At 68.7% G+C, this 26,690-nt stretch carries 28 protein-coding genes; 13 read left to right on the top strand and 15 right to left on the bottom strand.

Annotated features, from left to right (window positions below; genetic code table 11):
• Positions 1-2: 2 nt before the first annotated feature.
• From NGM07_RS18780 to NGM07_RS18790, 3 genes are read left to right on the top strand one after another with little or no spacing between them, the layout of a single operon-like run.
• Complete coding sequence (locus NGM07_RS18780; RefSeq protein ID WP_253514439.1) at positions 3-1,583, top strand: electron transfer flavoprotein subunit alpha/FixB family protein; 1,581 nt, start codon at positions 3-5, stop codon at positions 1,581-1,583.
• Positions 1,576-3,291 carry an FAD-dependent oxidoreductase gene (locus NGM07_RS18785; RefSeq protein ID WP_253514440.1) on the top strand — a complete coding sequence of 572 codons (1,716 nt, stop codon included), beginning with the start codon at positions 1,576-1,578 and terminating at the stop codon, positions 3,289-3,291. Before NGM07_RS18780 ends, NGM07_RS18785 begins: the two co-directional genes overlap by 8 nt.
• A 2-nt stretch (positions 3,292-3,293) precedes the next feature.
• Entirely contained in the window at positions 3,294-3,653 is a 360-nt protein-coding gene (locus NGM07_RS18790; protein WP_253514442.1) for a DUF8055 family protein, read from the top strand.
• 107 nt (positions 3,654-3,760) lie between these two features.
• Here NGM07_RS18790 and NGM07_RS18795 read toward each other — a convergent pair whose 3' ends face one another.
• Entirely contained in the window at positions 3,761-4,180 is a 420-nt protein-coding gene (locus NGM07_RS18795; protein WP_253514444.1) for a DUF2267 domain-containing protein, read from the bottom strand.
• Positions 4,181-4,326: 146 nt separating this feature from the next.
• On the opposite strand from NGM07_RS18795, the gene NGM07_RS18800 reads away from it, so the two are divergent.
• The 3 genes from NGM07_RS18800 to NGM07_RS18810 all read left to right on the top strand — a co-directional run bounded on the left by NGM07_RS18800 (position 4,327) and on the right by NGM07_RS18810 (position 7,856).
• A complete protein-coding gene (locus NGM07_RS18800) occupies positions 4,327-5,058 on the top strand; it encodes a GNAT family N-acetyltransferase (RefSeq protein WP_253514446.1) in 732 nt (243 codons plus the stop codon).
• A gap of 9 nt (positions 5,059-5,067) precedes the next feature.
• Positions 5,068-5,523 carry a hypothetical protein gene (locus NGM07_RS18805; protein WP_253514448.1) on the top strand — a complete coding sequence of 152 codons (456 nt, stop codon included), beginning with the start codon at positions 5,068-5,070 and terminating at the stop codon, positions 5,521-5,523.
• A gap of 122 nt (positions 5,524-5,645) precedes the next feature.
• Positions 5,646-7,856: an alkaline phosphatase PhoX gene (locus NGM07_RS18810; protein WP_253514449.1), complete on the top strand. Its 2,211-nt coding sequence runs from the start codon at positions 5,646-5,648 to the stop codon at positions 7,854-7,856.
• A 146-nt stretch (positions 7,857-8,002) separates the two neighbouring features.
• On the opposite strand, the gene NGM07_RS18815 is transcribed toward NGM07_RS18810, so the two are convergent.
• Positions 8,003-8,209: a dodecin family protein gene (locus NGM07_RS18815; protein ID WP_253514451.1), complete on the bottom strand. Its 207-nt coding sequence runs from the start codon at positions 8,207-8,209 to the stop codon at positions 8,003-8,005.
• Between the two features lie 128 nt (positions 8,210-8,337).
• On the opposite strand from NGM07_RS18815, the gene NGM07_RS18820 reads away from it, so the two are divergent.
• Complete coding sequence (locus tag NGM07_RS18820) at positions 8,338-9,519, top strand: redox-regulated ATPase YchF (RefSeq protein ID WP_253514453.1); 1,182 nt, start codon at positions 8,338-8,340, stop codon at positions 9,517-9,519.
• 92 nt (positions 9,520-9,611) lie between these two features.
• Complete coding sequence (locus tag NGM07_RS18825) at positions 9,612-10,139, top strand: hypothetical protein (RefSeq protein ID WP_253514454.1); 528 nt, start codon at positions 9,612-9,614, stop codon at positions 10,137-10,139.
• A gap of 6 nt (positions 10,140-10,145) precedes the next feature.
• On the opposite strand, the gene NGM07_RS18830 is transcribed toward NGM07_RS18825, so the two are convergent.
• Positions 10,146-11,804, bottom strand: coding sequence for a Kelch repeat-containing protein (locus tag NGM07_RS18830; RefSeq protein WP_253514456.1), 1,659 nt, complete (start codon positions 11,802-11,804; stop codon positions 10,146-10,148).
• Between the two features lie 173 nt (positions 11,805-11,977).
• On the opposite strand from NGM07_RS18830, the gene NGM07_RS18835 reads away from it, so the two are divergent.
• Entirely contained in the window at positions 11,978-12,913 is a 936-nt protein-coding gene (locus NGM07_RS18835) for a M48 family metallopeptidase (protein WP_253514458.1), read from the top strand.
• 19 nt (positions 12,914-12,932) lie between these two features.
• Here the strand turns inward: NGM07_RS18835 and NGM07_RS18840 are convergent, their stop codons facing one another.
• From NGM07_RS18840 to NGM07_RS18865, 6 genes are all read right to left on the bottom strand, one after another.
• Positions 12,933-13,571, bottom strand: coding sequence for a type 1 glutamine amidotransferase (locus NGM07_RS18840; RefSeq protein ID WP_253514460.1), 639 nt, complete (start codon positions 13,569-13,571; stop codon positions 12,933-12,935).
• Between the two features lie 107 nt (positions 13,572-13,678).
• A complete protein-coding gene (locus tag NGM07_RS18845; protein ID WP_253514462.1) occupies positions 13,679-14,137 on the bottom strand; it encodes a cytochrome b family protein in 459 nt (152 codons plus the stop codon).
• Between the two features lie 102 nt (positions 14,138-14,239).
• A complete protein-coding gene (locus NGM07_RS18850; RefSeq protein ID WP_253514464.1) occupies positions 14,240-15,262 on the bottom strand; it encodes an alpha/beta fold hydrolase in 1,023 nt (340 codons plus the stop codon).
• Between the two features lie 141 nt (positions 15,263-15,403).
• Complete coding sequence (locus NGM07_RS18855) at positions 15,404-16,102, bottom strand: DUF7282 domain-containing protein (RefSeq protein ID WP_253514466.1); 699 nt, start codon at positions 16,100-16,102, stop codon at positions 15,404-15,406.
• Positions 16,103-16,439: 337 nt separating this feature from the next.
• Positions 16,440-17,102, bottom strand: a complete 663-nt coding sequence (locus NGM07_RS18860; RefSeq protein WP_253514468.1) for a DUF7282 domain-containing protein — start codon at positions 17,100-17,102, stop codon at positions 16,440-16,442.
• Positions 17,103-17,261: 159 nt separating this feature from the next.
• Positions 17,262-18,113 carry a UbiA family prenyltransferase gene (locus NGM07_RS18865; protein ID WP_253514470.1) on the bottom strand — a complete coding sequence of 284 codons (852 nt, stop codon included), beginning with the start codon at positions 18,111-18,113 and terminating at the stop codon, positions 17,262-17,264.
• A gap of 81 nt (positions 18,114-18,194) precedes the next feature.
• On the opposite strand from NGM07_RS18865, the gene NGM07_RS18870 reads away from it, so the two are divergent.
• Positions 18,195-19,085 carry an alpha/beta fold hydrolase gene (locus NGM07_RS18870; RefSeq protein ID WP_253514472.1) on the top strand — a complete coding sequence of 297 codons (891 nt, stop codon included), beginning with the start codon at positions 18,195-18,197 and terminating at the stop codon, positions 19,083-19,085.
• Positions 19,086-19,092: 7 nt separating this feature from the next.
• On the opposite strand, the gene NGM07_RS18875 is transcribed toward NGM07_RS18870, so the two are convergent.
• Positions 19,093-20,214 (bottom strand): pyridoxal phosphate-dependent aminotransferase, encoded by a 1,122-nt coding sequence (locus tag NGM07_RS18875; protein ID WP_253514474.1) that lies wholly within the window; start codon positions 20,212-20,214, stop codon positions 19,093-19,095.
• A gap of 211 nt (positions 20,215-20,425) precedes the next feature.
• On the opposite strand from NGM07_RS18875, the gene NGM07_RS18880 reads away from it, so the two are divergent.
• Positions 20,426-21,067, top strand: coding sequence for a helix-turn-helix domain-containing protein (locus NGM07_RS18880; protein WP_253514476.1), 642 nt, complete (start codon positions 20,426-20,428; stop codon positions 21,065-21,067).
• Positions 21,068-21,079: 12 nt separating this feature from the next.
• On the opposite strand, the gene NGM07_RS18885 is transcribed toward NGM07_RS18880, so the two are convergent.
• Together NGM07_RS18885 and NGM07_RS18890 are read right to left on the bottom strand one after the other, a co-directional pair.
• The gene (locus NGM07_RS18885) at positions 21,080-21,619 is read right to left on the bottom strand and encodes a CBS domain-containing protein (RefSeq protein WP_253514484.1); all 540 of its coding nucleotides are present in this window, start codon (positions 21,617-21,619) and stop codon (positions 21,080-21,082) included.
• Between the two features lie 113 nt (positions 21,620-21,732).
• The gene (locus NGM07_RS18890; protein WP_253514486.1) at positions 21,733-22,110 is read right to left on the bottom strand and encodes a DUF555 domain-containing protein; all 378 of its coding nucleotides are present in this window, start codon (positions 22,108-22,110) and stop codon (positions 21,733-21,735) included.
• A gap of 387 nt (positions 22,111-22,497) precedes the next feature.
• Here NGM07_RS18890 and NGM07_RS18895 point away from each other — a divergent pair, with 387 nt between their 5' ends.
• Together NGM07_RS18895 and psmB are read left to right on the top strand one after the other, a co-directional pair.
• Entirely contained in the window at positions 22,498-22,665 is a 168-nt protein-coding gene (locus NGM07_RS18895; RefSeq protein ID WP_253514488.1) for a hypothetical protein, read from the top strand.
• Positions 22,666-22,843: 178 nt separating this feature from the next.
• Entirely contained in the window at positions 22,844-23,575 is a 732-nt protein-coding gene (gene psmB, locus NGM07_RS18900) for an archaeal proteasome endopeptidase complex subunit beta (protein ID WP_253514490.1), read from the top strand.
• Positions 23,576-23,980: 405 nt separating this feature from the next.
• Here psmB and NGM07_RS18905 read toward each other — a convergent pair whose 3' ends face one another.
• From NGM07_RS18905 to NGM07_RS18915, 3 genes are read right to left on the bottom strand one after another with little or no spacing between them, the layout of a single operon-like run.
• The gene (locus tag NGM07_RS18905) at positions 23,981-25,525 is read right to left on the bottom strand and encodes a glutamate-cysteine ligase family protein (protein WP_253514492.1); all 1,545 of its coding nucleotides are present in this window, start codon (positions 25,523-25,525) and stop codon (positions 23,981-23,983) included.
• Positions 25,526-25,563: 38 nt separating this feature from the next.
• Positions 25,564-26,202, bottom strand: coding sequence for a DUF7965 family protein (locus NGM07_RS18910; RefSeq protein WP_253514501.1), 639 nt, complete (start codon positions 26,200-26,202; stop codon positions 25,564-25,566).
• Positions 26,195-26,689: a CopD family protein gene (locus NGM07_RS18915; RefSeq protein WP_253514503.1), complete on the bottom strand. Its 495-nt coding sequence runs from the start codon at positions 26,687-26,689 to the stop codon at positions 26,195-26,197. The genes NGM07_RS18910 and NGM07_RS18915 overlap by 8 nt, the downstream gene beginning before the upstream one ends.
• Between the last annotated feature and the right edge of the window lies 1 nt (position 26,690).

Consider the following 26,690-nt stretch of genomic DNA (forward strand, 5'->3'; position numbering starts at 1 on the left):
GCGTGGCCGACGAGAACCCCGACTCGGACGTCGACCTCGACCCCAGCGAGTACACGGTCGACGAACTCGAGGACAAACTGGTCGCGGTCGACGACCCCGCGGAACTCGACGCGACGCTCGCCGCCGAGGAGTCGGGCCAGGACCGAACCACCGCCAAAGAGGCCATCCGGGCCCGCATCGACGAGGTGCAGGCCGACGCCGAGGGCGAGGCCGGCGAGGCGACCGACGACGACCACGAAGAGGAGTACGCCGACGAGGGCGGAACCGACGCGCCGGCCGAAGCGGGCGAGTCGGAAGCCGAGGGCGAGTCGGACGAGGCCGAATCTGTCGACCGCACCACCCGCGACAAGAAGCACGTTCGGGCGCTCGAAGACGGCGTCTACGGGGACATGTGGGTCTACTGCGAAACCCAGGGCGGGCAACTGCTCGACGTCTCGAAAGAGATGCTCGGCAAGGCCCGCGAACTGATGGACGCCTACAACGACGACTACGATTCGAACGAGCGCGTCGTCGGCGTCCTCGTCGGCGACGACATGGAATCGCTCGCCGAGGAGGTCGTCGCCTACGGCGCCGACGTGGCCGTCTACCACGAGGACCCGCGACTGGAGCGGTTCCGACACAAGCCCTACACCGAAATCGTCGCCGACATGGCTCGGGGCGGCGCCGACCCCCCGAACTGGGCGACCGGCGACTCTGGGACAGAACCCACTGCCGAGTGGCGCGACTACGACAAGCCGCGGTACTTCCTCTTCCCGGCGACCAACAACGGCCGGGACCTCTCGGCGCAGGTCCAGGGCGAACTCGACTCCGGCCTCGCTTCGGACTGTTCGGGGCTGTCCATCGAGGAGGAACTCGTCAGCAACCCGGTCAAGACCGGCGAACCCGGCGAGAAGGTGGAGTTCGAGCGCGTTCTCCACATGAAGCGACCGGACTTCTCGGGCTTCGAGTACTCGACCATCCTCTGTCTCGACAACCCCGGCCGGGAGTTCCACCCGCAGGGCTGTTCGGTCATCCCGGGCAGTTTCGACGCGCTCGACCCCGACTTCGACCGCGAGGGCGAACTGGTCGAACACGACCTCGACCTGGACGACGACTGGTTCCGCGTGGACGTCTCCGAGTGGGACCGCCTCGACGAGGGCGTCGACCTCACCGGTCACGAAGTCGTGGTGGCGCTCGGCCGGGGCATCGGCGACGACCCCACGGAGGGCATCGAACTCGGCCTCGACCTCGTGGAGGCGTTCGACGACGCGGCGCTCGGCCTCTCTCGGGGGGTGGTCACCGCCTCCTACGACGTGGCCGGCCACGTCGCCGACTACGTCGCCGAGGAGCGCCAGATCGGTGAAACCGGCCAGGTCGTCCAGCCGACCCTCTACATCGCCGCGGGCATCTCCGGGGCGGTCCAGCACAAGGTCGGCATGGACGAGTCCGACACCATCGTCGCGATCAACACCGACCCGGAGGCGCGCATCCGGGACTTCAGCGACTACTTCGTGGAAGGCGACCTCTTCGACGTGCTCCCCCGTCTCACCGAGTCGTTGCAGGCGGGCGAACTGACCATCAGCGCGGAGGCGACCGATGACTGAGACAGACCAGAACGTACGGACCGTCGAAGACGGCGGCGTGGCGAGCGAAGAGCACGAACACTACGAGGCGGTCGTCGTCGGGGCGGGACCCGCCGGGGCCGCGGCGGCGGCGACGCTCGCCAGGAACGGCGTCGAGACGCTCGTCCTCGAACGCGGCGTCGAGGCCGGGTCGAAGAACGTCACCGGCGGCCTCATCTACGCCGAAGAGTCGGCACCGTACACGATAGACGCGCTGTTCCCCGACTTCCGCGCCGAGGCCACCGAGCGACCGGTCACCGACTACTACCTCCACAACGTGGCGGGGAGCAAGGTCAAGACGTTCGACATCACCGACCTCCACGACCACGACACCGAGTGGGCCGACGCGGTGCTCCGCCGGAAGATGGACTCGTGGCTCGCCGACCGCGTCCACGAACTTGCCAGCGAAACCGGCGGCGGCCTGCTGACCGAGGTCAGGGTCAACGGTCTGTTGCGGGAGGACGGCGAGATAGTCGGCGTGACGTGCGACGAACTCGACCCCATCCGGGCCGACCTGGTTGTCGCGGCCGACGGCGTCAACTCCGAACTCGCCCGCGACGCCGGCCTGATGGACTGGGAGGACCCCGAGGAGTGGTTCCAGGGCGTCAAGGCGGTCGTCGACGTGCCCGAGGAGGTCGTCGCCGAGCGGTTCGGCGTCGGCGACGAGGAGGGCGAGGCCCACCTGTTCTCGGGCGACCTCTTCGAGGACGTCCGCGGCGGCGGCTTCCTCTACACCAACCGCGACTCGCTGTCCATCGGCACCGTCTTCCACCTCGACAGCCTGGTCGCCGAGGACGCCGAACCCCACGCCCTGCTCGACGCCCTGCTCACCCACCCGCTGATGGCCGACTGGCTGGAGGGCCACTACGACGAGGTGGAGTACAGCGCCAAACTGGTGCCCGACTCGAAGAAGGTGGCCCACCCCTCGCCCCACCGGGGTCGCCTGCTGGTCGTCGGCGACGCCGCGGGTCAAATGCAGGCCCAGGGTCCCATCATCAAGGGGATGAACCACGCCGTCTCGGCGGGCGCGCTCGCCGGCGAGGCGTTCGCCGAGGCGAAACTCCGCGGGAACCCCGAGCGGGCGGGCGACCTCTACGAGCGAAAGCTCCGCGAGGAGGGCGTGATGGACAAACTCCGGCCCTCGGGCTACCGGGTTGCCAGCGCGTTCGGCGAGCACGACGCGGTGACGAACCTCGCCGACTCGGTGCTCACCTCGGGCGTCGGCCGGACGGCCGTCTCGCTGCTCGGGAGCCAACTCGAATCGCTGTACTCCTCGCCGACGCTCTCCCAGATAGTGCCCGACACCCGGACGCCGTACGTCACCCTGCCGACGGTCATCGCCGAGGAACTCGGCGAGCGCGTCTCGGGCGAGGCGAGCTACGAACCGAAGAGCCTGCTCGACCGCATCGGTGACCTGACCTACGACACCGACGTGGGCAACCCCCACATTCGGCTGGTGGACGACTCCGCCGAAGCCAGCGGTGCGGCGGTGTCGGCGTGTCCGGTCAGCGCCAGAGACTTCGGCGGCGGCTGTTACCGCGAGGAGACGGTCGAGACCAACGGGACCGAGGAGAAGCGCGTGAGCCTCGACACCCAGCCGTGCGTCGAGTGCGGAACCTGCGCCATCGTCGCCGACACCGAGTGGGAACACCCCCGCGGCGGCAAGGGCGTCGAGTTCAAGCAGGGGTGACGATGAGCGACTACCGCGAGCAGGCCGAGGCGCTGGCCGCTCGCGCCCGCCGGGACCGCCGGGCGTTCGACCCGCCGGCCGACCCGCCCGACGAGGCCCGGGGCCTGCGCTACCTCCGGGAGGGCGTCGGCGACGTGGTCGCGACCTACGTCGACGCCCGGACGGGGGAGTTCGCGCCCATCGACGCCGAGGAGATGGCGCTGCTCGAACGCGCGATGAACGACTGGCTCGAACTGTACGCCCGGTGTCACGGCCGCGACATTGACGCCGAGTTCACGGTGCGCGAGGCGGCCGAGATGGTGATGAAGACCTACGACGTGGCCGACACCGCCCAGTTGCTGACCGGCGTGCCGGAACGGTAGCCCGTCGTACGTGCGGCGAGAACAGAGTGCCCGGGCCGGCGGGCGGCGACCGTCGGTCGCTGCCCGCCGGCCGTTTCTACCGCGAACTCCGCCCCTCTCACCGCCGGTCAGTCGAACGCGCCCTCGACGCCGACGAGTTCGAACAGTTCGTCCCAGTTCTCGTCGTTCGGCAGTTGGTCGCGGACCTGCCGGAGTTCGCTCTCGGGAACGACGTCGGCGACGAGCGCCACGACCGCCTGCCCGTAGTAGGAGGCGTCCGACCGGTCGTCGCGGTCCTCGGGGTTCATGTTCGCGCGCTCGGCGACCCGGGTGACGAACTCGTCGTAGTCGAAGCGCTGGCCCGACTCGGCCGATTCGAGGTAGTAGTCTATCTCCATCGGGAGCGACCCCGCGAGGTCTGTGGCCTCGCCTTCCTGGAGTCGCTCGCCGAGTGTCGACAGCACGGCTCTGGCCGCCCGGACGGCCGTTCCGCGCGTGCCGAGTTCGAGTCGGTGCTGTATCTCGCCGGTGAAGTCGTCGTAGTTCACGGTCTCCCCCCGCGAGTCGTACACGACGAGCGCGTCCTAAAAGTCGTCGGGAACCGCTCGGCGCGTCGAGAGGTGTCCGACGCGGTCGGCCGGCGATTCGGGGACGAGAAAGGATTAAGTCTCTTCGACGTGTGTTATCATTGACCATGAAGCTCTCGGAGACGCTGGAGTTCGGCCACGAGGACCGCAAGCGAATCTACGAGTACGTCGAGCGCCGCGGCGAAGTCGACGCCGAGGAGGCTCGGGACGCGCTGCGCGTCGACCCTGGCGGCTTCCGTCACCACGTCGCCATCCTCAAGCGCGACGGCTACCTCGAAGAACGCGAGGGGCGACTCCGGGCGGCCTTCGAGGAGGGCACCGCCGAGGAGTACCAGGAGGGCGACGTCGAGTTCACCATTCGACCCGCCCGCCAGGAGGACCTCTCGGGCATCGTCGGCGCGATTCGCCGGGTCGCCGAGCAGGGCAGTTACATCGTCGCCGAGTCGGTGGCCGACGAGGTAGACCACGACGAGGCGCTGCTCCGGCACAACGAGATCGAGTCCCGGATGTTCTTCGTCGCCACCGTGGGCGAGGAGGTGGTCGGCTGGGTTCACCTCCACGCGCCCGAACTCGAGAAGTTGGCCCACACCGCCGAACTCACCGTGGGCGTCCTCGAGGACTACCGCGGCCACGGCATCGGCAGCCACCTGCTGGCCCGCGGACTGGAGTGGGCCGCCTCGAACGGTCTCGAGAAGGTGTACCAGAGCGTCCCCTCGACCAACCAGGACGCCATCGACTTCCTGACGGCCCACGGCTGGGAAACCGAGGCGGTCCGCGAGAACCACTACAAGATCGACGGCGAGTACGTCGACGAGGTGATGATGGCGGTCGAACTGTAGCGACGAACCATGGCAGAGTCCGAGCGACCGAACGGACCGGACGAAGCGGGTGAACCGGACGAAGCGGGCGAAGCGGAGTCGGTGCACAGGGAGTACGTTCTGGGCGTCCGCATCGCGGAAGTCCCCCGACCGGGCGACGACGGGTCGAGGTACCGATTCGAGGCGCCCCAACACGTCGGTACCACCTTCGACGACGCCGAAACCGCCGAACTGTACGCCGACGTCTACTTCGACGTCAACGGGTTCCAGGAGGAAGGCACGGGAGAGCGCGGCGTTCCACCGGAGATCATCCAGGCCGGCAAGGACACGCTCGCGGCGTACTTCCTCACGCAACCCGGCGTCGACCGGAACTGGATGGCTTCGTTCTACGGGGTCGAACCGACGAAGATCGACCGATACGTCTCGTGGGTTCGAGAGCGAGCGACGGAGATACGCGCGGGCGTCGCCGAACGCGATCCGGAGTGATGACGCCTCGGCCGTCGCCACCGACCCCGACGGTGAGGGAGACGAAACGCCCGTCGCAGACGCGCATCTATCAGTCCTTACTAGAAAATAATTAGGTTTTCCCCGTCGAGCGTTGACGGGCCATGGTCGAGTTCACTCGACGAAAGCTGATGGCCACGTCGGTCGCGGCGACGTTAGGAGCCAGCGTATCGGGTGCGTCCGGCGTCGCGCAGGACGACGAGGACGCCGACACGCCGAAGGCTCCGCACGTGAAGGGGGAGATAAAACGATTCGCGACGACGGCGCTCGGCGCGGAGGTCACCGGACCGGAGGTCACCCGGGACGGGACGCTGTGGTTCAGTCTCCAGCACCCGAGTCGCAGGAACCCGCCGCCGTACAACAAGGCCGGTATCGGGTACGTGAAGGGGTACGGCTTCGGCGACGACGGCGGCGGCTTCGACGAACTGGGGATTCCGAACACCAACGAGAAGCAGGGACGAGTACGGGTCGCCGGCGGCGAGTACGAACTCGTCGCGCGCGAGGGGGACAACGTCGGCGACGACGCCGACCTCGGGATGCCGGTTACGCCGGACGGACTGGCGCTCCACGAGTACCCCGGTTCCCGGTACGGTAACTTCGGGTACAATCCCGACTGCAACCGGTTCGTTCCGACGAACGAGGCCGAAACCCGGGGATACCTCTTCACGAACTGGGAGGAGAGCCCCGGCAACGTCACCCGCATACCCGTCCAGCGGAGGGACGGAAGCTGGGAGGCCGACCTGGAGAACGCCGTCAACCTCGCGAACACCGAGGCGCTCCGGAGTCAGGGCGGCACGCGAATCAACTGCTACGGCGATATCAGCCCGTGGGGGACCTACCTCTCGGCCGAGGAGGAGTACTCGCACTGTCGAGTTTCGGGGAACGCGACGGTCGGCGAACTGATGGGGAACTCCCCGGGACCCGCTCCCCGCGGCGCGGCGCAGTTCTACAACCGACCGGACCCGGACGGCATCCAGGAGGCGGTCGGGAGGTACTACGGCGACGACGCCCCGTCCATCCAGGGCTACTGGGCGCTCGGGGGACTCGAACTCCAGGCGTACTACCTCGGGTCCGAAGCGCGAGACGAGTCCGACGACCTCTCGGCCGACGTGGAACCGGAAACCAGCCTTCGGCCGCTCAAGGGGCCGTATCCGAACCCCTACCGGTACGGCCACATCGTCGACTTCCGCGAACCCGCTTCCGAGACGCCACGGCCGGTGAAGTACCACGTGATGGGCCGGGCCGCCTTCGAGTGCCCCGACGTCCAGGCCGACCGGAAGACGGTGTACCTCACCTCCGACGGCGACAGCAAGGGACTCTACAAGTTCGTCGCCGACCGGCCGATACCGAGCTACGACGACCCGATGGCCGTCGCGGGGACCCTCTCGGCCGCGAAGGTGACCAACCAGCGGGCGGCCGCCAACCGGCCGCCCGCCGAAGTCGACCTCGAAATCGAGTGGCTGGAGATGGGCCGCGCGACAAACGAGGAGGTCGAGTCCTGGATCGCCGAGTACGACGGGGTTACGCAGGTCGACTACTTGGAGACTCACGCCGACGTCGACTGGCAGCAGAACCTCCAGCAGGCGCTGGAGCAGGCAGACAAGACCGTCGTCCGGAACGGGAACCGGAACTACGTCACCGACCGGGAGATCGTCGAGTGGGCGAAACAGTGGACACAGAACGGTCCCGAATCCGTCGACGAGGAACTCCGGAAGGTTCCGTTCCTCGAGACGCGCGCCGCCGCGAAGGAGATCGGCGCGACCGTCGAGTTCCGCAAGAGCGAGGGCATCGACAGCAAGGACGGCGCCCGGCCCGGCGATTACGTCTACGTCGGCATCTCGGAGGTCAACGACGGGATGTCGGACGACGCGGGCGACGTGAACCTCGACCGCGTCGACGGCGGCCTCGTCTACCGGGCCGAACTGGAAGACGACTTCGACGTTTCGACGCTCGAACCGGTCATCGTCGGCGCGGACGCCACGGACCCGGCCGACGTCGCCAACGACGCCCTCCTCAACATCGACAACGTGTTCGTGCTGAACGACGGGCGGGTCCTCTGCTGCGAAGACGCCGACACGTACGGGCGGTCGTACCCCAACGACTGCCTCTACGTCTACACGCCCGAGGAGATGGTCGACGCCCCCGAGGAACCCGACCCGGGGAAGGACCGCTACGAGATTACGGAACTCCTGGAGGTCGCGCTCCGGTGGTTGCTGGAAGGCGTAGAATCCGGCGGACAGCCGCCGACCGGCGACGAACCCGAAACCGGCAACCGGACGAGCGGCGATACGACGACTCCGACGACGACCGACTAGCGGCGACCACTCCGCTCTCCGGCCGGCTTTCCGGGCCGGCCACGCTACTCTCGGATTCCTGTAAATACCGTCGGCTCGGCGTCGAAATCCGGCCTGCGTCGGTTCGGCGGCGACGCCCGCGGCCCAAAAAGGAGAACGCTCGACGACTACTCGCTGTGGACCGGGAACGCCACCTCGACCGTGGCGCGGTACTGGCTTATCTCGCCGTCCTGTACGTCCGCGGTCCAGTCTTCGACCTCGACGCCGCTGATGTCGTCGATGGTCTTGCTCGCCTCTCGGAACGCCTCCTCGGCGGCGTCCTGCCACGAATTCTCCGACGACCCCGTTATCTTGACGATTTTTACTGCCGTCATGGCACAAGCGGTACGACGCCTTTCGAGTAGCGTCTTGTGGCCGATGCCGTGGAGGCGCGAGCGACGCTTGAACCGGGGCGACCCGGAGAATCGAAAGGCAATTCCCCGCCACGCCGGTAGTCACTCGCATGATTTCCATCGCGCTCGCGGGCAAGCCCAACGCGGGCAAGTCCACCTTCTACAAGGCCGCGACGATGGCCGACGTCGACGTGGCGAACTACCCCTTCACGACCATCGACGCCAACCGCGGGGTGAGCCACGTCCGCACGGAGTGTCCCTGCCTCGAACGCGACGAGCGGTGCGACGACGACAACTGCCGGGCGGGCAAGCGCTACGTCCCCATCGAACTGCTCGACGTGGCCGGCCTCGTCCCCGGCGCCCACGAGGGCCGCGGCCTGGGCAACCAATTCCTCGACGAACTCACCAACGCCGACGCGATAATCAACGTCGTCGACGCCTCTGGCGGCACCGACGAGGAGGGCCAACCCGTCGAGGTCGGGAGCTACGACCCCGTCGAAGAGGTCGACTTCATCGAGGAGGAGATGGACCAGTGGCTCACGGGCATCATCGACCGCAACTGGGAGTCGGTCGAGCGCAAGTCCCGGTCGCCCGACTTCGACATCGACGACGCCCTCGCGGAGATGCTGACCGGGTTCGGCGCGACCGAGGCCGACGTGGCCGCCGCGCTCCGCGAACTCGACTACCCTGCCGACCCCATCCAGTGGACCGACGACCACCGCGAGGCGCTCGCCCGGGACATCCGCGCCCGGACCAAGCCCATCATCCTCGTGGCGAACAAGGCCGACGTCGCTCCCCCCGAAAACGTCGAACGCCTGCGCGAAACTGGCAAGCCCGTCATCCCCGCGACCGCCGAGGGCGAACTCGCGCTCCGCCAGGCCGCCGAGGCGGGCGCCGTCGACTACGACCCCGGCGACGAGGACTTCGAGATACTCGGCGACCTCTCGGACGAGCAGCGGGCGGGCCTCGACAAGATTCGGGAAGTCATGGCCGAGTTCGGCGGCACGGGCGTCCAGGAGGCCCTTGACGAGGCGGTGTACGGCCTGCTCGACCGCATCACCGCCTACCCGGTCCAGAACGAGACGAAGTGGACCGACGCGAAGGGTAACGTCCTCCCCGACGCGTTCCTCCTGGCCCGCGGGTCGACACCGAAGGACCTCGCCTACGCGGTCCACAGCGACATCGGCGACGGCTACCTCCACGCGGTCAACGGCAAGACGAACCGCGACATCAGCGACGACTACGAACTGGAAGAGGGCGATGTCGTCAAAATCGTGAGCACCGCGAAGTGAGGGAACCGGAGTTCGCTCGCGCCGGACGGTACATTTTCCACGCTCCTCGACCGATAAACTCTTTCTCTCACGAACTGAACGAATGACATCGCATGACGTTGACGAGGCGGAAACTACTCGCTCGCTCTGCCCTCCCCGGCGTCCTCCTCTCGACCTCCGGGTGTCTCTCCCGGGGCGGGCCGACGGTCGGGTTCGGTTGGTTCGACCGGGCGCCGAACGTGAACCTCTCGGGAAACGTCAGCACCGACGAACCGCTGATCGAAGGCGCGTCTCTCTCGACGGAAACCGAGTATCCGCACCACTACTCCGCGGTCGTCAGTTCGGGCGCCGACGCCGAGCGAATCCGGTGGGAGTACGTCCGGCGGGAGCTTCCGCCGCTCGTCGACGAACTCGAAGCGACTGACTTCGCGTCCGAGTACCTGCTGTTCTTCGGAATGCGGCTTCCACGGACCCAGCAACTGCGCTCCGGCCCGTCATCCCTGAACGACGGGACGCTGTACTCCGAGTACCGAATCGAGGGGCCGGGCGGCGCTTCCTCGGTGCTGACCATCAACACCAACGTACAGCGAGTCGAGGGCGAGTCGCCGCCCGACGACGTGGAGTTCAAAGTTCGCTTCTGAGCGCCCTCACTCCGGCGGCGCGAACGATTCGCTGGCGGTCACGCAGTCGTGGTAGCCGTTTCGGTCGTACCGCTTGACGTGCCCGCCGACCACGTAGAGAGTGTCGTCGACGACGGCGTCGACGGACCCACCGCGCAACCGACGGGGTCGCGCGAGGTCAGTTCGGAACTCGTCGGTCGCCGGGTCGTACGCGTGACAGGCCGCGGTGTAGGAGTCGACCGACGGGCTATCCTCCCAGAAGAGGCCGTGGGTGAGGTAGACCGTCCCGTCGATTACGGGGTCGCTCGTCGTGGCGTAGCTTCCCGCTCGCGGAGCGGGGGTCATCGTCTCCCACTCGCCGGACGAGAGGCGGAGGCGCAGGTTCTGGTTCGTCGGTCCGGTGACGCCGAACAGGCCGCAGATGGCGTGCAGACAGAGTTCGCCGCCGACCTCGACCAGCGCGACGGTCGGCCAGCGGCGCGCTTCGGGAAGTCGCGCGAGGTCGGGGTCGACCACCTCCTCGGCGGCGGGGTCGAACGTCCAGACGCGGCTCTCGTCGTAGGTGCCCGGCCGCTCCCCGCCGACGCCGTGGTCGCTCGCGCTCTCACGGTCTGTGACGTCGGTGCCGCCGCCGACCAGGTAGACCAGCCCCGAATCGGGGTCGTAGACGCCGCCCATCGCCCAGTTGGGGTACGGACACCGGACGCCGGTTTCGGCGGTGAGGTCGCGCCAGCCCTCCCCGGGTTCGTAGACGAATATCTCGTCCGACGGCGGTTCGCCGGTCCCGTACGGGGCGTCCCGTGGCGCGCCGCCGAAGCTGAACACTTTCCCCTCGGCGGCGACCCCACACGGCGCCCACAGCGCCCGCGGCATGTCTTCGAGTCGCTCCCACGCTCCACCGTCCGTCTCGCCGCCGGCGGTCGGGTCGAAGCGGTATGTTCGCGCCACCGCCGGGAGGTTCTCGCCCGACTCGATGCCGCCGAAGTAGTAGATATTTCCGTCGACGACACCGCCGCCGGCGTCGCTCTGGGGTGCCGGAAGGCTCGCTTCCGCCGACCACGCGCCGTCTCCGTCGGGCGGTCGTTCGGTCGTGGTCGGGGTGGGCGTGGTCGTTTCGGTCGTAGTCGGAGTGAGCGTGGTGGTCGCGGGGGGCGTAGTGGAAGTCTCGGGAGTCGTGGTAGGGGTCGGAGTCGGCGTCGTCGATGTCGTCGGGTCGGCGGTCGTGGTGGTCGTCGTACTCGTCGGTGGCCGTCCGGACGTCGTTCCGGGGGTGGTCGACGTCGTCGGGTCGGCCGTCGTCTCGGTCGTAGTGGTCGTCGGTTCCGGGTCGCGGAACGACCCGGAACCGCCCGACTGGCCGCCCGACCCGCCGTTCGCACCGTCTCGAACCGCGCGTTCGTCCGTCGTCGCGGTCGCCGCGGTCGTCGTTGGCGTTTCGGTCGTCGCGGTCGCGTCGGTCGCTCGCGCGGCACTCGTCCCGCTCGTCGGCGTCTCGGTCGTCGTGAGCGACGGCATGACGGTCGTCTCCTCGTACGCCACGGTCGTCGGCGGTTCGAGGGTGGTCCGGGTTTCGGTCGTCCCGCGCTCGGCCGGGTCGCCGGCGGGGAACTCGGAACCGGAACAGCCGGCCGCCGAAGCGAGGAGACTCGCGCCGAGCGCGCGGAGGAGGATTCTCCTGGAGGGCATCCGTCGCACATCGTGTGCGTCGGCTGTTAAGTATGGGTCGCCACATCGGGCGGAACATCCGGCTTAACGGGGCTTTCGGTCGCCCCAGACGGCCGCCTTCGCCGGTCTTCTGCGGCGAAGCGACCCGCCGACCGAGAGGAACGCTTTTCCGCCCGGCGTTCGCGCCACCCGCCATGAAGCCCTCCCTGCGAACCCGCGTCTGGGCCGTCACTGCGGGCCTCTCCTTCGCGGCGGTGCTCGCGGCGCTCCTCGTCGCCGCAACCGGCGCGTCCCGCGTCTACGTGGGTTCCGGGTCGCTGGCCGTCGCCTGGATATCGTTCCAGGCGTACCGGTCGGGCGGTCGCTTCCAGTTCGAGTCCGAAACCCGACTCGCCGAGGCCCAGAGCGCCGCCGGCCGCGGACTGGCGAGCGCGCCCGAGATCCAGGCCGCGCTGCTCGACGTCTGCGAGCGCGCCGGCAAGTCGGTGCCGGCGACCGTCCTCGTCGCGATGGACGCGCCGGGAGCGAAGATCGGCTACGACGACGGCGACCCCCTGCTCGCGGTGGACCCGCGGCTCGCGACCGTCGTCGGTCCGGCCGGACTCCGGGCCGTCTTCGCCCACGAACTCGGCCACCTCGGCCGCGATTTGCACACCGACGCGATTCGACTCCACCTCCCGACAGTGCTCGGCTTCGGGGCGTTCTGGCTGGTCGCGCTCGCCGGGCGCGGCCGCGCCGTCGCCGGCCTCGGAAGCGCGCTCTTCCTCGCGCTCGCGCTCTCGTCCGACCGCCGGACCGCGCTCGTCCGGTACGCGCTCGGTCTAGGTGCCGAACCGCTGGCACTCGCGGCGAGTCGCTACGCGAACCGACTGGAGGAGTTCCGCGCCGACGCCTACGCCGCCCGGGTCGTCTCGCCGCCCGAACTCGCCGAGGCGCTCTACCGGATGGCGGCGGTCGCGACCGGCGACAACGACGAGGACGTGGCCGGGCCGATTCCCTGGACGGCCGACCGGTCGCTCCGGTTCGGACTGTTCGCCACCCACCCGTCCGTCGAGCGCCGGGTCGAGAGACTGGGCTGTGACCTCCCGGCGTGGGTCAGGCCGTACCGGCCGCACCTCGACGGGGACTGAGCAGGGACCGACGTCGACGCTACTTGGAGGTCGCCAGTCGCTCGAAGTTCCGGAACGTCTCCTCGACGTTCACGTCCGAGAAGGAGAGGTCGTTGTCATCCCAGCCGAAGTCCTCCCGGACGCGCCCGAGCAGGCGTTCCGTGAACTCCGGGTGGTACTGGACCGTCCAGAGGGGCGCCTCGCGGTGGCGGGTGGCGAAGTTCGAGTAGTAATCGGCGGTCGCGATGGGTTCCATCTCCCGGCCGCGGGCGACCACGTGGTCGCCGTGGACGGCCGGAATCACCTCCGAGACGCCCTCCAACAGCGGGTCGTCGCCGAGGTTGGCCCGGACCAGTCGGGTCGTCGGCCCGCGGTGCTGGACGATGCCGCCGAGCGCGGCGTTGACGAGTTGGTGGCCGAAACAGATGCCGAGCGTCGGAATCTCGCGGTCGACCAGGTCCCGGACCAGCGCCATCTCCTCGTCCATCCACGGATGCTCGTCGCTGTCGTACACGCCCGCCGTGCTGCCGCTGACGACCACGCCGTCCACGCCCGACAGCGAGGGTTGGCCGCCCTCCTCGGCGTAGTCGTACACCTCGCAGTCGTCGAGGTGGTCGACGATTTCGGGCACGAAGTACCGCGCGTCGGGGTCCACCTCGTTTTCGAGGACGAGTAACATTCGGTAGTAGACAGAGGGTGTCGAGAGGCGAAAAATGTGTTCGCCGAACCGGCGCGGCGGCCGCGCCGGTTCGGCGAGACGGAGCAGATGAGACGAGCGGACGAAACTCAGAGTCGGTCTCGGCCGCCCGAGGAGAACCGGTCGCCGGAGGGGCGCACGTCTCGAAGGAGACGGGCCACGCGCGTCCGGACGTCGCCGGCGACGTCCGGACGCGCGTCGCGGAGGTTTCGGGCGGCCGCGACGGACCGCCGACGCAGGCCCGGCGTCCGCGAGGCGACGAGCAGACCAGCGCCGGCGACCAGCAGGCCGACGACGGCGGAGAAGCCGACGGTCTCCAGCAGCGTGTCCGAGAAGAACGCCAGCCAGACGCCGCCGAGCGCGAGGAAGACGCCGGCGGCGGCGAGTCCGCCGTGGAGGGTGGTTCTCTCGTCGGGGGTTTCGGCGCGGTTTCGGGTCCGGGTCGACCGCCCGCGGGCGGTTCGATTCGAGGCGGCGGTCCGGGTCCGCCGGGAGGTTCGATCGCGAGTTCGATTAGAGTAGGTACTCTTCAGACTGCGTTGGCTCATCGTCCGGAGAGTACTACGGAGGCCAGCCAAAAGAAATTTAGTCAGACACGTGTCGAGCCTTCGTTCTATCGAGAACCAAATTGGAATTTGGTGGAACGTCCGTCACGCCAGGAACTCCGCGAGCGCCCGGTTCACTCGCGCCGGCGCGTCGTTCTGCACCCAGTGGCTCGCGTCGGGGAACCGCTCGACCCGGAGGTCCGGGACCCACGCGTCGAGGCCCTCGGTGAGTTCGACGCCGAGCGCGGGGTCGCGTTCGCCCCAGAGCAACAGCGTCGGGGCTCGAACGTCGAACGACCGCCGCTCGCCGCCGACGAGCGCGCGGAGTTCCCGCGCGGCGTTCTCGCGGAACGCCGCGCGGTAGTAGTTGACCGCCGACGTCAGCGCGCCCGGCGTGCAGGCCGCCTCGCGGTAGCGCCGGAGGTCGGTTTCGGAGAAGGCGTCGGGGTCCTCGGCGATGTCCCGGAACATCCCGACGACGGCTTCGCAGTCGCGAGCGCCGAGGACCGCCTCCGGAACTTGCGGCAACTGGAAGGCCATCGCGTACCACGACCGCCGCCACTGGTCGGGGTTGCGCCGGAGCGCCCGCCGGTACCGGCCCGGATGGGGCGCGTTCAGCACCGCGAGTTTCTCGACGACCCCGGGCTGACGAATTGCGGTTTCCCACGCAACCAGGCCGCCCCAGTCGTGGCCTACCACGTGGGCGCGCTCGGCCCCCAAGTGGTCTATCAGCCCCGCCACGTCGCCGACCAGTTCGTCGGTCCGATAGGCGTCGACCCCGCGGGGCTTCTCGGAGTCGTTGTACCCGCGCATGTCGGGCGCGACGACCCGGTGGCCGGCGTCGGCGAGCGCCGGAAGCTGACGCCGCCAGGAGTACCAGAACTCCGGGAAGCCGTGGAGGAGCACGACCGGCGGCGACGCCTCTTCGTCACCCTCCTCCCCTCTGCCGGCGGGCGACGACGCCTCGGCGTCGCCGCCCGCCTCGACGTAGTGGAGGCGCACCCCGTTCACGACCGCCTGTTCGTGGGACCAGGGACCTTCGATGCGCTCGCGACCCGTCCCCTTCCCGGAACTGTCGCTTCCGCCCGCGCTTCCGTCCTCGTTCGCGCTCGCACTCGGGCGCTCCATGGTCGGGCGCTCGGCGGCCGGGCGATTAAGCCTTGAGGCTCCGCGTCGCGGGTGGCGAGCGGACCGCCGGCCGAGAGCGCCGAGTCGAAGAAAAGGAGTTCAACCGTCCCGACCGCTTCGGCGTCGGCCGATTCGATACCGTTACGCTTCCGTGGTCGTTTCGTTCTCGCCCGTGGTCGTCTCGATTGTCGTCTCTCCCGCGGCGGTCTGGTTGCCGCCCAGCGGTTGGCCGTCGGGGCCGGTGACGATGACGTAGCCCGACTCGACGACCGGCGCACCGTCGACCGTGTACGGGTCGTCGGCCTGCGGGAAGTCGTACTCCTGGTTGTCGTTGGTGTCCCGGTGGGGCATCGCCACCAGCGTCTGGCTCTCGTTCAGCGGCCGGTCGAGTTGGACGACTACGTTCGAGTGGACGCCGGGTCCGAGGTACGTCGAGTTGCCGAGGACCGGCCCGACCGTGACGTCCTCGGCGGTCACGTACGCCCCGGTCGCGTTCTCCGCGGCGTGGACCACCAGGAAGCCGCCCTCGGGGACGACGACCCGCTCTATCATCACGGTCGTGTCGTTGGGCGTCCCGTCCTGGAAGGTGATGCCCGCGGTCTGGTTGAGGAAGATGACGCTCGCGTTCCGGTCGGCCGCGCCCACGGTTTCCGTTTCCCCGACCGCGCCGCCCTCGGTCGTCGTCTCGTTACCTGTCGCGGTCTCCGTCTCCTGTGCCAGCGGCGCGTCGCTCGCCGCCTGCGGCCCGGTCGTCTGGGTCGCGGCGCCGACCGCCAGCGTCGCGGTCGCCCCGACCACCACCGTCGCTACCAGCGCTACGATAACTGTCTTTCGTGTCATGGAAACCCCGCCGACGGTACGCCGAGCGCGTGGAAGAAACGCCCTAATCGTTCAGCCGACGAGCTGTCGGATAGCGAAAGCAAAACGGCCGGCGGCCCGCTGAAAACCTCGATTACGACCGTGAAATCGGCGGTTTCGGTCGCCGGGGACCGCCGCACACGGCGGTCCCCGGCGGACCCTCTACAGGTCGCACCGATTCGTTGCAGTTCTCCGCGATTCTCCGTGATTCGCCGGAACGTCGCCGAACTCTCGTCGTCGCCGAACGCACGTCGTCGCCGCTACCGCTCGGGCGTCGGCGATAGAAAGGCGGGGTCGGTTCCGATACGCTCCGTGCGTCTCAGGCCGTGGTCGTCTCGCCGGCGGGGGTCGCGGTCGCGTTACCCGCGCCGGTGGCCTGGACGGTGATGGACGCCCAGTCGGTCACCGGTTGACCGTCCTGGACGTACGGGTCGTCGGCCTGCGGGAAGTCGTACTGCTGGTTGTCGTTGGTGTCGCGGTGCGGCATCGCGATGAGCACCTGGCTCTCCTCCAGCGACTGGTTCAGCGTGACCGTCACGTTCCGGTGGACGCCGGGAGTGAGGTAGGTCGAGTTGCCGAGAACCGCCCCGGCCGCGTACTGCTGGGTCTGGGCTTCGCCGGGGGCGGTGGTGGTCGTCTCGACGGCGGGCACGGTCGTCGTCTGTGCCCCGGTCGCCGTCGCGGCCCCGGGTGTCGTCTCGCCGGCCGACTGCTGGGCCTCGTGGATCACGACGAAGCCACCCTCGGGGACGACGACCCGCTGCACTACGACGGCGGTGCCGTTCGAGGTCTGGTCCTGGAAGGTGACGTTCGCGGTCTGGCCGCCCGCCGCGGTGGTCGTCTCCTGGCCCGGTTCGGTTGTCGTCTCCTGTGCCATCGGCGCGCCGTTCGTCGCGTTCGGGGCGGTGCCGAGCGCGAACGCGGCCGGCGTTCCGAGCGCGAGCATCGCTACGACTGCTACGAGTACTGTCTTTCGTGTCATCTTCGACCTCGTCGGAGCCACCACCGAGTTCGGCAAGAAACGGTCCTATCGTTCAGCGCGGAACGAGCGACTTCTCTGGAGTCGGGTCGGCCGACCGCCGGGTAATCGGGATTGCGGCCCGTAATGCGGGCGTTCACGGCCGGCGAATTCGAGTTACGATTACGACAGCGGTCGGAACCAGACCGCGACCAGCAACAGTGCGAGGAAGACGTACGACCCCCGGACCAGCAGCATCGTCGCCAGTTCGGGTTCGGCGCGGCGCGCGAACAGCGCGACCGCCCCGAATCCGGCGACCGCGGCCGCGCTACTCGGCGGGAACACCGCCAGCGCCGCGAACCCGACCACGAGCGCGAGCGCGCAGGCCATGAGCGCGTAGGCCGCGGTGCGGGCGCGCTCGCGGCCGAGCGCGACCGCGACGGTTCGCTTCTCGATGGAGCGGTCGTACTCGAAGTCCTGGGCGTCGTCTATCACCTTCACGCCCGACAGCAACACGAGGAACACCGCCGCGAACGCCACCGGCGTCGCGGCGAGCGTCCCGGCCTGGACGTAGTAGCCGCCCAGAATCGCCAGCGCGATGCCGAGCGGGTAGCCCGTGGTCGTGGTGACGGGGTTCGTGTCGAGTTGGGGCGCGTGGTGGTAGCCGATGAGCCACGTCGGCACGGTCACCAGCGCCGCCCCGACCCCGACCGTCAGCCACAGTCCGGCCGTACAGGCGGCGAACAGCGCGGTCGACCCGGCGAGCGCGCGCTCGCACCCGGACTTCGTCAGCGGGTGGTCGTCGTCCTCGCCGCGGATGTAGAAGTCGACGTAGCCGTCTTTGACGTGCGCGGTGTACACCGCGGCGAAGATGGCGGTCGCGTGGAGCAGTCCCGACAGCGGCGAGAACGTCCCCGCGAGCACGCCGCCGAACAGCGAACTGGCGACCGGCGGGAGCATGAACACCGGGTGAACCTGCGAGGCGAGCGCCCGCGTCGCGGGGACGATGCCACTGCCGCGGCGCGAGAGGGACATGGAGCGTCAAACGACAGCGTGACGCATAAAATCTCAGGCCGGCTGAGAAGTTATAGGTCGCCGGGGCGAGAACCCCCGCGAGTGACCGCCAGCATCTACCGCACCGACGACGGACGCCGCGAGATTCGCGCCCGCTACCGCCGCATGCGAGACGACCTCGACGCCGAGTTCGACGAGGAATGGGTCGAGACGCGTTTCGGCCGGACCCACGTCCTCGCGACCGGTCCAGAGGATGCCCCGCCGCTGGTGGTCTTCCACGGCGGGAACGTCGTCAACCCCGTCAGCCTGGAGTGGTTCCTCCCGCTGGCCGATGACTACCGACTGTACGCCCCCGACACCGTCGGCCACCCCGGGCTGAGCGCCGAAACCCGGGTTTCGCCCGCGGGCGACGACTACGGGAAGTGGGTCGTCGACGTGCTCGACGGCCTCGACCTCGACCGCGTCCCGATGGTCGGACCTTCCTACGGCGCGGGCATCGTCGTCCGAACGGCGGCCTACGCGCCCGAGCGAATCGAGGCGGCGTCGCTGGTCGTCCCGTCGGGAATCGCCTCTGGGTCGGTGCTTCGGATGGTCCGGGCGGTCGTGGTGCCGATGCTCGTCTACCGGGCGTTCCCGACCCGCGAGCGTCTGCTTCGTGCGCTACAGCCGATGTTCAGCGAACCCGCCGACGAACTCGACCCGGAACTGGTCGACCTCGTCGGCGCCGTCTTCCGGCACGTGAAGATAGAGCGGGTGATGCCCGCGGAGGCGACCGCGGCGGAACTCGCGGACTTTCGCGCCCCGACCCAGGTCGTCGCCGCCGAGAACGACGTGTTCTTCCCGGCCGAGAAGGTGATTCCGCGGGCCAGGGAGGTCTTCCCGAACGTCGCCGACGTGGGACTGCTCGCCGATAGCGGTCACTTCCCCGCGCCGGCAACCCGCGTGGAGATGGTCGAACGAATCGCGGCGTTCCTCGGCGAGCGGGCGCGGTGAATCGGAATCAGCGCACCGCCTCGTACGCCTCGCGCATGATTTCGAGCGCCTCCTCTATCTGGGCCATGTCGGTGGCGTAGGAGATGCGGGCGTAGCCCTCGCCGTGCTCGCCGAACGCCTCGCCGGGGACCACGATGACCCCTCGCTCCAAGACCTCCTCGACCCAACCCTCGGGCACCTTCGGCATGGCGTAGAACGCGCCAGAGGGCTTCGGCGTCTCCAGGCCGATGTCGTCGAGACCGTCGAGCAGCACGTCGCGGCGTTCCTCGAAGGCGGCGACCATCTCGTCGACGCAGTCCTGGGGTCCCGAGAGCGCGGCCTCGGCGGCGTACTGGGCCGGCGCGCTCGCGCAAGCCTGGGCGTACTGGTGGACCCGGAGCATCCGCTCGATGCGACGCTCGCTCGCGGCGACCCAGCCGAGTCGCCACCCGGTCATCGAGTAGGACTTCGAGCAGGCGTTGACGACGACCACGTTGTCCGACTCGGCGAACGCCATCGGCGAGCGGTGGTCGCCCTCGAAGACGATGTGTTCGTACACCTCGTCGGAGATACAGAGTACGTCGTGCTCGTCGGCGATACGCGCGAACTCCCGCATGTCCGCTTCGGACTGGACCGCGCCGGTCGGGTTCGCTGGGCTGTTGACCACGAACGCCGCGGTGTCGTCGGTGATGGCGTCCTCGACGGCGGCGGGGTCGAGGGTGAGGTCGTCGCGGAGCGCCACCGGTCGGGGTTCGCCGCCCGCGATGTGGGTCAGCGCCTCGTAGGAGACGAAGCCGGGGTCGGGGTAGACGACCTCCTCGCCCGGGTCGACGTGGGCCTCGATGGCGATGTGGAGCGCCTCGCTCCCGCCGGCGGTGGCGATGAGGTTCTCGGGCGGCACCGAGTAGTCGTTGTCCCGGTCGTGCTTCGCGCTGATGGCCTCCCGGAGTCCGAGCGTCCCTTTGTTCGAGGTGTAGGCGTCGGACTCGCCCGACTCGATGGCGTCGACGGCCGCCCGCTTGGCGTGGTCGGGCGTGGGGAAGTCGGGTTGGCCGATGCCGAGGTTGATGGCGTCCTCGCCGGCCGCCTCGAACACTTCGCGGATGCCGCTGATGGAGACCTGCTCGACTCGCTCGGAGAAGTCCGTCATGTGTTCGTCTGTGCCACCCGGCACGATAATTCTTGATACTCTTCGGGCCGCCGGACCCGGTCGGTGTCTCGACGGGTGTTACTACGTTCGAAGTAACGCGCGCGTTACCACCGGAGGGATACGACCGAGACTATGGTCCCTGAATCGAGACGGGGATACTGTCCGACGAACGACCTCGCGAAACGATTCGTGCGACGACGGGAGCCTCCGAATGCCGATAGCTGAACTCCAACTCGACTCGTGCATCCTCCGAACCGCGATGACGTCCGCGCCCGACGCGGTCCTCAGATACGAACAGTGCCACCGCTCGGCGGACGGCGTCCGACTGTACGCCTGGGTGGAAACCGACGACTTCGGCGCGTTCGCCGAGGCGCTTGCGGCCGACGACACCGTCGCGAACCCGGCCGTCCTCGCGGTGGACGCCGGCCGTCGCCTCTACCGGGTCGAGTTCACCGAGGCGGGACGCGCCGCCTCGCTCTCGCCCGTTCGGGCCGAACTCGACATCGTCGTCCTCGACGCGCGGGCGACGGCGGAGGGGTGGACGGTTCGGCTGTTCACCCCGGACAACGAAGCGCTCTCGGCGTTCACCGACGAGTGCGACGAGCGAAACCTCTCGTTCACCGTCGAGACGCTCCAGCAGGCGCCGCCGCGGTCCGGGCAGACCGCGGCGGAGTTGACGTCTCCCCAGCGGGAGGCCCTGGAGGTCGCGCTGGAGGAGGGGTACTTCGAAGTTCCGCGCCGGGCGGCGCTGCGGGACGTCGCGGAAAAACTCGGCATCTCGGCGCAGGCGGCGTCCGAGCGCCTGCGCCGGGGCGTGGCGTCGTTCCTCCGGACCAGACTCCGCGAGGAGTGACGCCCGCCGCTCTCAGGACAACCGCGCCGCGATGTCGGCCTCGGTGATGATGCCGACGGTGTTACCGCGCTCGGTGACGATGACCGCCTTGTTGTGGCCGAGGTCGGTGCTGATCTCGTCGAGCGTGGCGTTGGGCGACTTGGTGGGGAAGCTCTCGCCCATGAACTCCTCGACTGGCTGGTCGCGGGCGTCCTCGTCGACGCTCATCAGGTCTTCGAAGCTGATGGACCCGACCGGGACGCCGTCCTCGATGACCGGCAATTGCGAGAACCCCGCGTCCTGCATCCGGGTGACGGCCCGGCTCACCGGGTCGTCGGGGGCCACGCTGACGACTTCCTCGTGCATCAGGTCGCCCGCCCGGACGATGTCGCCCTCCGACTCCTCGAGGGCTTCGACGATTCGCCGGAGCGTCGAGAGCCGGGGGTCGACGTCGCCGCCCTCGATTCGGGCGATGAGCGGCTGGGAGACGCCCGCGCGGTCGGCCAACTCGCTCTGGGTGAGCCCGAGGTCGGTCCGACGCTCGCGGACGTCCTGTGGCGTCGGTAATTCCATACCTCCGGATTACCATGGGTTATGGATAAAGCTTCGGACTGTCGACGCCCGAGAATCGTTCGCCCCGTCACGCTCCGATTACGCGGAGAAATCGCCCGATTCGGTCGCCGAACTCACTCCTCGCTGCCGAACTCGATCTCCTCGTCCTCGGCGTACTCGAGGGTTTCCACCACGTCGAGCGGAACGTCGCGGAGCGCGCCGCCGATTTCGCTCTTGGCGATGCGCTGGGCATGTTCCTCGCCCTCGGCGTTGAACACCTTCATCTCCAGCAGCAGGCCGACCAGCGCGGTGCCGGCGGCGATGAACGCCGAGTCGAACGGTTCGCCGCAGGCGGGACAGCCTGTCGCGCCGACCTCGACCTCGACATAGTCCATGTTCTTCTGATTCAATCGCTTGCCGGCCTCGCTCACGGCGACGCCGATTGCATCGTCGATGTCTTCGACGTCGCGGACGAGCCACGCGGCTTCCATCGCAACGAGATAGTTGCTCATACCTACCAGTCGGTTCGCGTAGTTTCGTGCTTTTTGGTTTCGTCCCGCCGCGTTTGCCGCGTCGACGTGGGTTTCGGTGACGTCGTGCAACCACCGAGTTCGGACGCGGCCGGTTCCGGCACGGCGACACCGCCGGCCCACCGGTCGCGCTCGGAGCGCGCACGTAATTCCGATAATGCTCATAACTTATGCCTACGCCGAGCGTCGCCAAACCCCGGTATACGACTGCGCGGCGCGCCACCTCTACGAGATTGGACGTAACGCAAACCGAGTTGAATCGATAGACGGCGCCGGGGTGAATCAGTCGGATAAACCGTTATGAATAATATCTGCACGAAAACGTTTTATGTAGGCTCGGCCGACCGCCGGATGAGGTACGACCGTCCGATGTACACGCGGATCCACAACGCAATCGTGTTCGCCCTGTATCAGACGAGCGTCGCCGCCAGCATCCTGCTGCTCCCGCTGGCGGTGCTCGCCCGACAGATCGGCGTCCCGCTCCCCGCCCACAGAATCGTAGACCGACTCGCCCGTGCGTACGACGCGGCCGCCTGAGGCGTCCGAGCGAATCCGAGAGGAGAACCGCTTTTCGCGCCAGACCGTCCAGACCAAGCGCTCGCTGAACTTCCCGACTGTCTCGCCGGAGACGCCCCGCGAGCGGCCCGTCGCTGAAAAGGGACTTCGTCCACCGGAAAGGTTGGTTTTATCAGTGCTGACGGACTACTGTCTGGCAATGCGTAATCCGATGCACGGTTCCGAGTTCTCGCAGAACGCGTCGCGTCTCGCAGCCGACCAGAACCCCTACGAGCCGGAGCTCGGCTCGATGCCGGACCGCTCGGGTTCGGTCGACATGGAGGACGTCCAGCAGCTCAAGACCGGGACGACCACCGTCGGCCTGACGACGAACGACGGCGTCGTGATGGCGACCGACCAGCGCGCCAGCCTCGGCAACATGGTTTCGAGCAAGACCGCCCAGAAGGTCGAGCAGGTCCACCCGCAGGGCGCGCTCACCATCGCCGGGTCGGTTTCGGCCGCCCAGTCTCTCATCCGCACGCTCAAGGTCGAGGGTAACCTCTACGAAACCCGCCGCGGCGAGGACATGAGCATGCAGGCGCTCTCGACGCTCACCAGCAACCTCCTGCGCTCGGGCGCGTTCCTCATCGTCGTCCCCATCCTCGGCGGCGTCGACGACGAGGGCGGCCACGTCTACTCCTTCGACGCGCTCGGCGGCGTGACCGAGGAAACCTACACCGTCTCCGGTTCGGGTTCGCAGTTCGCGCTCGGCGTTCTCGAACAGGACTACCACGAGGACCTCAGCCAGGACGAGGCCCGCGAGGTCGCGGTGCGCTGTATCAAGAGCGCGACCGAGCGCGACACCGCCTCCGGCAACGGCATGTGGCTCGCCGAAATCGACGCCGAGGGCGTCGAGATCTCGAACTACGAGAACTACGACGACGCGCTGTAGGAGTCCTCTCTTCCCTCTCTGCGGATTCCGTTCGGAGTCTTTCGAGAGCCGGCGGCATTCGCATCACGCCGGGAGTCCCGTTCGCGGCCCGGGCTTCTCGGCGCGACCGTTCCACCCTCCGCCGCGTCTGAAGAAATCGGGGGTCCCCGCCCGCCCGCGGTTGAACTACCGAAATATTTATATTTTCTCGCCGGAACGTTCGGTTGCAGTGCTGGTCGCGTGCCAGTAACTGTCACCCCCTGGGCTCACCACCCACCATTACCACCCCCCGAGGCTCCGATTTTTCGTCGGGGCCTCCCCACCCACCTACCCGCCGAGTCGCATCGCCGACGGCGATGCGACTCGGCGGACGGTCGGACGGTTCCGTCGTCGAAAAACGGTCGCGTGGCCGAGCGCTCGCCGTCGTCACTCGCGTTCCATCTCGGTGCCGCCCCGGCCCACCCAGTCGGCGAAAGTCCCGTCGATGAGCGTCATCGACTGGTGGTCGATGTACGCCCGCTGCATGCCGTAGACCGCCTCCTCGAAGTCCATCCCGTCGTCCAGCCGATTTCGGACCTGCTCGCGCTTCCAACTCGCGGGGGTGAGGCCGTGGCGGGCGCGCTGGCGGAGCGGCCAGAGGTATTTGGCGGCCTCTTCGTCGCTCAACCCCCGGGCCTGGAGGCCGTCCTTCGCGTAGGCGAACAGGTCGGCGTAGAGTTTCTCGCGGTCGGTCGTCTCCTCGCCCGCGTTGGTAATCCAGTAGATGTCGGCGTCGAGGCCGTCCTCCATCGCGGCGTAGAAGTTGTCCTTGGCGACCACCCAGTCGAGGTGGCGGACCGGGTGCTCGTGGCGGAAGGTCGCCTCGAGCAGGCCCGCGAACGCCGCCTGGAACGCGATGGAGTCCCGGACCGTGGGCTGGGCCGCGATGGGTCGGAACTCGATGCGAGCGTTCGCGGACGACTCGGTGGCCCCGCCGAACACCGGCCGAACCCACCGCCAGTAGGTGCCGTGTTTCATCCGGAAGTTGGCGAACTGGTCGTCGAAGCGGTCGGTCGTGGCGACGGGCATCGGGACGAGCGTGCGGTCCTCGACCACGTCCCGGATGGCGTCCTCGACCGACTCGATGTCCTCGGGGAACCGGACCTTGCCCGGCGCGTCGGCGTCGTGGTTCAGCACCGACTCGAACACCGAGATGCGGTGTTCGTCGTAGCCGTCGTCGAGGATGGCCTCGGGGTCGGCGTCGTCGTCGTAGAGGTCCGGTGGGAAGAACGGGGAGTTGACTCCGAGCGCGAGTAGGGGCGCCGCGATGCGGACGGCGTAGGTGAAGTACGTCGGCAGGTCGCGGGCGTGGGGCACCTGGTAGTGGGGCTGGATGGAGGTGATGAGGCTCTCGGGTAACACCGTGTCGTCCTGGAGGTGGACGTGCGGGGCGTCGAGCGCCATCCGGGCCTGCGCGTCGGTGTTGGCCATCGCGTGGTAGCGCACCGAGTCGCTCATGTTCGAGGCGATCTTCACCCCGCGGTCCTCGACGCTGTCGGTGAGGTAGTGGTGGGCCGTCTCGCCCTCCGGCGGGATGGTCCAGAGCGCGTCGCTGACCAGCCGCATCCCCTCCGCGCCGGTCCGGTCCTCGGCCGCCGACAGCCTGGCCTTGACCTCCGACTCCTGGGCCGCCAGTCCGTGGGAGTTCAGCGGCTGGGGACTGGTCGACATCTCGGCGTTGTGGAGGCCGAGTTCCTTCTCGAAGCCGATGAGTTCGAGCAGTCGCCGCGGCACCCGAGTCAGCGCGGCGGTTTCGGCGTCGACGGCGTAGAACTCGTACTCGAAGCCGATGATGGCCTGGGGGTTGTCGAACGTCCCCGCCTCTACTTCCTCGACGATGACCTCGGCGTCGGCCTCGACGCTGGCCTGGAACTCCTCGGGGTCCACGTCGAGGACCTCCGTCACCGCCGCGGCGAGGTCGGACTCTGGCATAGGGGCTACTCGTCTCGGAATCGCCTTGAATCCACGGGCTACGGTTCCGACGCGGGGTCGGGGTTTCGGGACTCTGCGGCGTCGGAGGACGCCGGGGAGTCCGGGCCGAGCCTCGCCGCGACCCGGAATGCACCCGCGTCGAAGAGCGCGAACAGGCTCCCGACGACGGCCCCGACGAGGAACGCCAACAGCGAGGCCACCGCGGCCGCGAAGACGAAGAACGCGACCGTGTCGGCCTCCATACGAGCGAGGTCCCGGAGTCGAACCCGGGGGACGAGAGCGACGACGACGATGGCCCAGAGGAAGCAGACGCCGTCGACGCCGCCCCACTTCATCCCCGCGCCGAACATCTCGGAAAGCGCCGGTTTCGCGTCTGCGTCCGTCTCCGCGCCCCCGTCCGACCCTGCGCCGGCCACTTCTGCGAGCGTGCAACGAGTCGTCCACCACGTCGCGGCCCACAGCAGGACGTAGAGCGCGAGGCCGACGAGCGTCGACAGGCCCCCGAGCAGTTCGCCGAGCGCGCCGGCGAGGTACAGCGCCGCAACCAGCGCGGCGACGAACGCGGCGGTGTGGAACGTCGCCAGCGTCCAGACGACGAGGGGGTCGTCGGCGCCCGCGAACGCACCCTCCGCGTCGGCGGAGGGCGCGTTCGCATCCAAATCCACCTCCTCAGCCATGGGCGAGCACCTCCGCCAGCGCCACAAGCACCGCGAACGCCAGCGCCGTCGCGCCGTAGCTCCGCCGGAGGCGCCGCCGGCCCGCGCGGCCGAGTTCGTCGGCGCGGCGGTAGCGGTGGACGACCAGCGTCCGGACGAGCGAGAGCGCGAGCACCGCCAGCACGAGCGCCAGTTTCGCGACGAACGCGGTCCCCCACGGCGTCTCCGTCCCCGGGACGTAGGGCGCGAGGCTCCCGAGGTTGCCGACGCCGGTCATCACGAGGACGCCGGTCGCGGCCCAGAACAGTCGCTCGTAGCCCGCCGCGACGGCGAGCGCGGGGACGCCCGTGCTCGCCGTCGCGACCTCGCTCGCATCTCCCGTCCCGGACTCGCTCTCGCCGACCGGCGCCGTGTCGAATCCCGTCGTCCGGAACAGCCACCACGCCAGGGTCGCACCGCCGAGCGCCAGCGCCGCGCCGAGCAGGTGGAGCCAGCGAATCGCCAGCACG

The organism is Halorussus vallis, from assembly GCF_024138165.1.
GTDB classification, from domain to species: Archaea; Halobacteriota; Halobacteria; order Halobacteriales; family Haladaptataceae; genus Halorussus; species Halorussus vallis.

Coding starts and splice junctions, on each gene's coding strand:
- NGM07_RS18865 (WP_253514470.1), bottom strand. CDS start 18,113: ATGTCCCTCTCGCGCCGCGGCAGTGGCATCGTCCCCGCGACGCGGGCG.
- psmB (WP_253514490.1), top strand. CDS start 22,844: ATGCGTAATCCGATGCACGGTTCCGAGTTCTCGCAGAACGCGTCGCGT.
- NGM07_RS18885 (WP_253514484.1), bottom strand. CDS start 21,619: ATGGAATTACCGACGCCACAGGACGTCCGCGAGCGTCGGACCGACCTC.
- NGM07_RS18895 (WP_253514488.1), top strand. CDS start 22,498: ATGTACACGCGGATCCACAACGCAATCGTGTTCGCCCTGTATCAGACG.
- NGM07_RS18810 (WP_253514449.1), top strand. CDS start 5,646: ATGGTCGAGTTCACTCGACGAAAGCTGATGGCCACGTCGGTCGCGGCG.
- NGM07_RS18905 (WP_253514492.1), bottom strand. CDS start 25,525: ATGCCAGAGTCCGACCTCGCCGCGGCGGTGACGGAGGTCCTCGACGTG.
- NGM07_RS18890 (WP_253514486.1), bottom strand. CDS start 22,110: ATGAGCAACTATCTCGTTGCGATGGAAGCCGCGTGGCTCGTCCGCGAC.
- NGM07_RS18785 (WP_253514440.1), top strand. CDS start 1,576: ATGACTGAGACAGACCAGAACGTACGGACCGTCGAAGACGGCGGCGTG.
- NGM07_RS18815 (WP_253514451.1), bottom strand. CDS start 8,209: ATGACGGCAGTAAAAATCGTCAAGATAACGGGGTCGTCGGAGAATTCG.
- NGM07_RS18830 (WP_253514456.1), bottom strand. CDS start 11,804: ATGCCCTCCAGGAGAATCCTCCTCCGCGCGCTCGGCGCGAGTCTCCTC.
- NGM07_RS18820 (WP_253514453.1), top strand. CDS start 8,338: ATGATTTCCATCGCGCTCGCGGGCAAGCCCAACGCGGGCAAGTCCACC.
- NGM07_RS18860 (WP_253514468.1), bottom strand. CDS start 17,102: ATGACACGAAAGACAGTACTCGTAGCAGTCGTAGCGATGCTCGCGCTC.
- NGM07_RS18845 (WP_253514462.1), bottom strand. CDS start 14,137: ATGAGCCAACGCAGTCTGAAGAGTACCTACTCTAATCGAACTCGCGAT.
- NGM07_RS18805 (WP_253514448.1), top strand. CDS start 5,068: ATGGCAGAGTCCGAGCGACCGAACGGACCGGACGAAGCGGGTGAACCG.
- NGM07_RS18855 (WP_253514466.1), bottom strand. CDS start 16,102: ATGACACGAAAGACAGTTATCGTAGCGCTGGTAGCGACGGTGGTGGTC.
- NGM07_RS18825 (WP_253514454.1), top strand. CDS start 9,612: ATGACGTTGACGAGGCGGAAACTACTCGCTCGCTCTGCCCTCCCCGGC.
- NGM07_RS18875 (WP_253514474.1), bottom strand. CDS start 20,214: ATGACGGACTTCTCCGAGCGAGTCGAGCAGGTCTCCATCAGCGGCATC.
- NGM07_RS18835 (WP_253514458.1), top strand. CDS start 11,978: ATGAAGCCCTCCCTGCGAACCCGCGTCTGGGCCGTCACTGCGGGCCTC.
- NGM07_RS18910 (WP_253514501.1), bottom strand. CDS start 26,202: ATGGCTGAGGAGGTGGATTTGGATGCGAACGCGCCCTCCGCCGACGCG.
- NGM07_RS18790 (WP_253514442.1), top strand. CDS start 3,294: ATGAGCGACTACCGCGAGCAGGCCGAGGCGCTGGCCGCTCGCGCCCGC.
- NGM07_RS18850 (WP_253514464.1), bottom strand. CDS start 15,262: ATGGAGCGCCCGAGTGCGAGCGCGAACGAGGACGGAAGCGCGGGCGGA.
- NGM07_RS18880 (WP_253514476.1), top strand. CDS start 20,426: ATGCCGATAGCTGAACTCCAACTCGACTCGTGCATCCTCCGAACCGCG.
- NGM07_RS18800 (WP_253514446.1), top strand. CDS start 4,327: ATGAAGCTCTCGGAGACGCTGGAGTTCGGCCACGAGGACCGCAAGCGA.
- NGM07_RS18840 (WP_253514460.1), bottom strand. CDS start 13,571: ATGTTACTCGTCCTCGAAAACGAGGTGGACCCCGACGCGCGGTACTTC.